This window comes from Flavobacterium sp. (assembly GCF_039932285.1).
GTDB lineage: Bacteria > Bacteroidota > Bacteroidia > Flavobacteriales > Flavobacteriaceae > Flavobacterium.
On sequence record NZ_JBDTQE010000108.1, the window covers coordinates 1 to 6,093 of the forward strand.

Below are 6,093 nucleotides of genomic sequence, written 5' to 3' on the forward strand. Positions count from 1 at the left end.
CTTTTTTCTGAACTTCGATATCCGCTTCAATAAGCGCTTTATGAGAAACAACAACATTTTTGAATTCGTGGTTGATTTTCACAACTTTAAATTCCATCATTTTGTTTACATACTGATCGTAATCTCTAATTGGTTTCACATCGATTTGAGATCCTGGTAAGAAAGCTTCAATACCAAAAACGTCAACGATCATACCACCTTTAGTTCTACATTTTACAAAACCGTTTACAATTTCTCCAGTTTCATTTGCAGAAATAACTCTATCCCATGCTTTGATAGTACGCGCTTTTCTGTGAGATAAAACAAGTTGTCCAGTTTTGTCTTCACGAATGTCGATTAAAACTTCAACTTTATCACCTACTTTAAGTGATGGATTGTAACGGAATTCGTTCAAAGAAATAACTCCTTCAGATTTAGCGTTGATATCAACGATAACGTCTCTGTCAGTAATTCTAACAACTACACCTTCTACAACTTCTTCTTGGTCTGTTGCGATAAATGTTTTTGCTACTAATTCTTCGAATTCTCTTAAGTTTGCTGCATCAACTGGATCTATTCCTTCAGAATAATTGTGCCAGTTAAAATCTGCTAAAAACTGTTCTTGTGATTTTAATGTTTCAGACATGCTGATAAAAATTTGTATTTTGTTTTTCGTGAGTTTCTTTACGCGATAGAAAAACAAAAGTGTTTTACATAAATTATTTAATTCCCAAATGAAACCCTACTCTGCATTTTGGACTGCAAAAGTAATTGTTTTTTTTGTAATCACAAACAGTTGTGCAACTTATTATTAGAAGCAAGAAACAGTTCTTTTTTAGGAAACATTCTCCTGCTTTTTGTTTCAATCTAAGTTATACAAAATCATAATTAATTTTTATGAAGCTTAATTTATTAAAATTAGATTTATCTTTGCAAAAAAATCACCATGTACAAAACTCTAGCACAAATAAACAAAATTTTACTTCCTAGTTTCTCTAAACAAAGACTAGATTTAGCCAAGGCAAAAAAATGGCAAATGGCAATTATTGGTTATCGTTACTTTGTAACAAAAAAAGCATTAGGTAATTAATTTTAGTATTTTTTTAAAACATATTTGCAGGTTTAATTATAATAACTATATTTGCACTCACAAAAAAAGGCCTCGTGGCGCAACTGAATAGCGCACTTGATTACGGCTCAAGAGGTTACTGGTTTGAATCCAGTCGAGGTCACAAATTAAAACTCTCATACCCAAATTATAGTAAGGTTTGAGAGTTTTTTATTTTAAAATTTGTACAATTATTCTATTATAAGAGTTTATTTTTCTCTAAATAAGCTTACCAATTATACCTGTTTTTAATTTTAATCTCTTTTAAACAATTCCCTATTTGTCTGATTTTTAGTTATATTTGTATACTAAAAACATTTTGTGAGTATCGAAAAGAAAATAGCAGATCTAATTAGTTGGTTCTTATCACGTCCTAAGACCTCTGGACTTATTGTTTTTATATGTTTATTCTCTTTTTTTAGTATTATTTTCTTTTTTAAATATCAAGCTTCAAAGCAAAATGAGCAACACGAAATGCAAAGTATTTTAGCTGTTGTTAAAAAAAATATTGAGCAAAACTTAAAAAGTAATTATGCCGCCACAATTACTTTAGCATTAACTATTGACGATAATGGAAATCCTAAAGATTTTGAACAAGTTGCCAAACAAATTATTAAGAGCAACAATTATATTGACGCTGTACAGTTAGTTCCTAATGGGGTAATAAAATACACTTACCCATTAAAGGGCAATGAAGCTGCTATGAATTTTGATATACTTCACAGCCCTTTACATCGTCAAGCTGTTTTAAAAGCTATTAAAACAAAGTCCGTTTATTTTTCTGGCCCCGTCGAGTTAAAACAAGGAGGTTTGGGAGTTGTTGGACGTTTACCTATATTTAAAAAAGGCCAGTTTTGGGGATTTTCTGCTGTAATAGTAAAATTTAAAACCCTCATAAAATCTACAGGAATTGGGTCTTTTAAAAGCAATAAGTACTATTTTCAATTTTCAAAAAAAAATCCAATAACAAATATTGAAGAGTTTTTTTTGGAAAATAAATCTCCAATATTTGATAAATCATTTGAAAAAACAGAAATTCCAGAGGGCGATTGGGTTCTCTACATCATTTCTAAAGAACAAAATTATTTATTAGGCTTTTTCCCAGTTATGGTAATTGCTTTTTTATTAAGTTTACTCTGTGGCCTTTTTGTTACAACCTTACTTAAAAAGCCTTCTGAATTACAACAGCTACTTAAGTTACAAACAAAAAAAATAATTCAGAGAGAATTCTTGTTCAAATCCATTTTTGAACATGCTGGTTTAGGAATTGTACATACAAATTCTATTGATGGTACTTTTATTGATGCAAATGATAAATTTTGTAAACTCATTGGCTATGATCAAGAGGAAATAAAGAAAATGAATTTTACGATGATTACACATCCAGATGATTTGGATGAAGATTTATTGAATATGCAAAAACTGAGAAATGGACAAATCAGTCAGTATTCTATGGAAAAAAGATATTTTCACAAAAACGGAAAAATCATTTGGATAAACATAACGATTTCTTCATTATGGGGAAAAAATGAAAAATCAAACAATCATATTGCTATTGTTGAAGATATTTCAGGAAGAAAAGAATCTGAAAGACAAGTACAAGAATCACAACAAAAAATTAAAGATTTAATAGATAGTATTGATGGTATTGTCTGGGAAGGCAATTCGGAAGAACCAGGAGTTACTTATATCAGTAAAAAATCGGAAGCCATTTTAGGATACACTCCTGAAGAATGGATTGCAGATGAGTATTTTTGGAGAAAAATAATTCATCCCGAAGACAGAGATTGGGTCGTTGAATACACTACTAAGTATGCGCGTGACAAAAAACCATTTGATTACGAATATCGCATGATTGCTAAAAACGGTAGTATCGTTTGGGTTCGTGATATTGTGAGTATTTATAATGAAAGTGAAAATATAATTAAATTTAGAGGAATCTTAATTGACACCACAAAATCGAAACAATTTGAAATTGATTTGAATAATTCTTTAATATTAGTCACAGAACAAAACAAACGATTATTAAATTTTTCGCATATTGTTTCACATAATTTACGAGCACATACTAGTAACATTCAATCCTTAATTAGTTTGATTGAAATAAGTGAAGACCAAGAAGAACGAGATGAATTATTAGTTTTACTAAAATCGGTTTCTGAAACATTAAACCAAACTATGAATAACCTAAATGAGGTTGTTTCTATACAAATGGATATAAATCCTATTATTGAAAAATTAAATCTCAATAAATATGTTAATAAAACAATAGAAGTTTTACGAAATCAAATTATTAAAAAAGAAGTCGTTATAACAAATACAATTTCAAATAATGCAACAGTAAACTTTAATCCAGCTTATCTAGAAAGTATTTTACTCAATTTTATATCAAACGCTATTCGATACAAACATCCAGACCGAAAACCAGAAATTGAACTTAAAACATATACAGAAAACAATTATCAAATACTTGAAATTAAAGACAATGGTATTGGTATTGATTTAAAGAAAAACGAAAAAAAATTATTTGGTTTATATAAGACATTTACTAATAACCCAGAATCAAGAGGAATTGGGCTTTTTATTACAAAAAATCAAATTGATACTTTGAAAGGTAAAATAGAAGTAGAAAGCAATATAAATTTAGGTACAACTTTTAAAATATATTTTAATAATGCTCCAAAAGATAATTTGCATCATTGATGATGATCCTATATACAAATTAATTACTAAAAAGTTGATTCAAAAAACCAAACTTTATAGTGAAACTATTGAATTTAATAACGGGAATGAGGCCTTAATTTATTTTGAATCCGCTTCCTCTTTACCTGATATTCTGCTTCTTGATATAGAAATGCCCGAAATGGATGGATGGGAATTTCTTGATGAATTTTGTAAATTAGAAAAAGAAAGAAAGAAAGAAAGTACGGTTTATATTGCCAGTTCATCTATTGCAATTGATGATAAAATGAAAGCAAAAAAATACGAATGTGTTAAAGATTTTTTGAGCAAACCAATCAATTTAGAGAAATTGAAACAAATAGCCGAACAAGTTTAGATTATATTTGCCCACAAATTAAAAATAATGAGTACCGATTATATTTACGACAAAGAATACAAAAACAGCATATTTTCTAAATACGAAATTGCACAAAAAGAATACGAAAATTGTGTTTTTAATCATTGTGATTTAACAGCTTGTAACTTTACAGGCGTGCATTTTGTGGATTGTACTTTCAATTTTTGTAACTTTAAAGAAGCAAAAATTGGTCATGTAGGTTTGAGAAATGTACAATTCAATGATTGTGATTTTACTTCTGTAAATTTTGCGATGACGGAACAAATTATTTACGAATTTAATTTCAAAAATTGTAAGCTAGATTATGTTCAGTTTTATGATCTAAAATTAAGAGGAATCTCATTTGTAGATTGTAGTATGGTTTCTGTCGATTTTATGCAGTCCGATCTTACCGAAGCCTTATTTGATAATTGTAATTTACATTTGGCTGTTTTTAGCGATGCAATTGCCAATAAAACCGATTTTTATTCCAGTTATTTCTTTTCTATAGATCCTGAAAAGACAAAACTCAAGAAAGCCATTTTTTCTTCAGAAAACATAAAAGGATTGTTAGATAAATATGAGATTATAATCAAATAATTGAATGAATTTAAACGATTTAAATACTATTTCTAGTCAGTTTTCATTAACCCCGAAAATGCCTATTTTGTTTTTAGGTCATGGTAATCCTATGAATGCTATCGAAGAAAATCAGTTTGTAGCTGGATTTAGAAACATTGCCAAAACATTGCCAAAACCAAATGCTATTTTGTGCATATCAGCACATTGGTTCACAAAAGGAACAAAAGTTACAGCTATGGAGTTTCCTCCTACCATTCATGATTTTGGTGGTTTTCCTTCAGCATTATTTGCTGTACAATATCCTGCAAAAGGAAGTCCAGAATTAGCAAAAGAAACCAAACATCTTTTAAGTCCTACACTTGTAGAATTAGATGAAAAATGGGGATTAGATCATGGTGCTTGGAGTGTTATAAAACATTTATATCCAGAAGCTAACATACCAGTAATACAATTAAGTATAGATTATACAAAACCTGCGAATTATCATTTTGAACTAGCTCAAAAATTACAATTATTACGCCACAGAGGAATTTTGATTATTGGTAGCGGAAATATTATTCATAATTTACGATTAGTCGATTTCAATAACTTTAATAAAGTTGATTATGGTTACGACTGGGCAATTGAAGCTCAAGAAACAATTAATAGCTATTTACTTGAGGGCAACTACAAACCACTTATCAACTATAAGAATCAAAATAGCTCTTTTCAACTCGCAATTCCAACTCCAGATCATTACCTACCTCTACTTTATACTTTAGGGTTACAAGATAAAACCGATAATTTAACTTTGTTTAATGATAATTTGCTTGCCGGTTCTTTGAGTATGACATCCGTAAAGATTAGTTAAATTTAGTTTTGGTATTAATAAATTTTAAAATCAGACTTAAAAAAAACCACCAACATAAGTTAGTGGTTTTGAATATTTAAAAAGATTTTAAATTAGATTTTAAATCTTTTTCTATCAGTTTCTGTCAAATAAATTTTTCTTAAACGAATAGATTTAGGTGTAACCTCAACATATTCATCTTTTTGAATGTACTCTAAAGCTTCTTCAAGTGAGAAAATAATTGGTGGAATAATCCTTGCTTTCTCATCATTTCCAGAAGAACGAACGTTAGATTGTTTTTTCTCTTTAGTTACGTTTACACACATATCATCACCACGAGAGTTTTCTCCAATTACCTGACCTTCGTAGATCTCAGCATTTGGTTCAACGAAAAATTTACCACGATCTTGTAATTTATCGATAGAATAAGGAATTGCTTTTCCTTTTTCCATAGAGATTAATGAACCTTTGTTACGTCCAGAAATTTCTCCTTTGTAAGGCTCATATCCAATAAAACGGTGTGCCATAATAGCCTCA

6 protein-coding genes, 1 tRNA gene and 1 pseudogene are annotated in these 6,093 nt (G+C 29.3%); 6 read left to right on the forward strand and 2 right to left on the reverse strand.

What is annotated here, in order from left to right; genetic code table 11:
- The coding region (locus ABI549_RS13190) for a S1 RNA-binding domain-containing protein (RefSeq protein ID WP_348076927.1) at positions 1-625 on the reverse strand (625 nt) is incomplete at its 3' end.
- Between the two features lie 300 nt (positions 626-925).
- On the opposite strand from ABI549_RS13190, the gene ABI549_RS13195 reads away from it, so the two are divergent.
- The 6 genes from ABI549_RS13195 to ygiD all read left to right on the forward strand — a co-directional run bounded on the left by ABI549_RS13195 (position 926) and on the right by ygiD (position 5,577).
- Positions 926-1,069: an SsrA-binding protein gene (locus ABI549_RS13195; RefSeq protein WP_348076928.1), complete on the forward strand. Its 144-nt coding sequence runs from the start codon at positions 926-928 to the stop codon at positions 1,067-1,069.
- A 68-nt stretch (positions 1,070-1,137) separates the two neighbouring features.
- A tRNA-Arg gene (locus ABI549_RS13200) sits at positions 1,138-1,211 on the forward strand.
- A 197-nt stretch (positions 1,212-1,408) separates the two neighbouring features.
- Positions 1,409-3,790, forward strand: a complete 2,382-nt coding sequence (locus tag ABI549_RS13205) for a PAS domain S-box protein (protein ID WP_348076929.1) — start codon at positions 1,409-1,411, stop codon at positions 3,788-3,790.
- The gene (locus tag ABI549_RS13210) at positions 3,762-4,145 is read left to right on the forward strand and encodes a response regulator (RefSeq protein ID WP_348076930.1); all 384 of its coding nucleotides are present in this window, start codon (positions 3,762-3,764) and stop codon (positions 4,143-4,145) included. The genes ABI549_RS13205 and ABI549_RS13210 overlap by 29 nt, the downstream gene beginning before the upstream one ends.
- Before the next feature lie 27 nt (positions 4,146-4,172).
- Complete coding sequence (locus tag ABI549_RS13215) at positions 4,173-4,745, forward strand: pentapeptide repeat-containing protein (protein WP_348076931.1); 573 nt, start codon at positions 4,173-4,175, stop codon at positions 4,743-4,745.
- 4 nt (positions 4,746-4,749) lie between these two features.
- Positions 4,750-5,577 (forward strand): 4,5-DOPA dioxygenase extradiol, encoded by an 828-nt coding sequence (gene ygiD, locus ABI549_RS13220; RefSeq protein WP_348076932.1) that lies wholly within the window; start codon positions 4,750-4,752, stop codon positions 5,575-5,577.
- Between the two features lie 92 nt (positions 5,578-5,669).
- Here ygiD and ABI549_RS13225 read toward each other — a convergent pair.
- Positions 5,670-6,093 (reverse strand): annotated as a pseudogene (locus ABI549_RS13225) (translational GTPase TypA); the annotation flags it as partial.

Bases quoted from the DNA above. Each gene is read 5' to 3' on its own strand.
- ABI549_RS13215 (WP_348076931.1), top strand. From the start codon at position 4,173: ATGAGTACCGATTATATTTACGACAAAGAATACAAAAACAGCATATTT.
- ygiD (WP_348076932.1), top strand. From the start codon at position 4,750: ATGAATTTAAACGATTTAAATACTATTTCTAGTCAGTTTTCATTAACC.
- ABI549_RS13210 (WP_348076930.1), top strand. From the start codon at position 3,762: ATGCTCCAAAAGATAATTTGCATCATTGATGATGATCCTATATACAAA.
- ABI549_RS13195 (WP_348076928.1), top strand. From the start codon at position 926: ATGTACAAAACTCTAGCACAAATAAACAAAATTTTACTTCCTAGTTTC.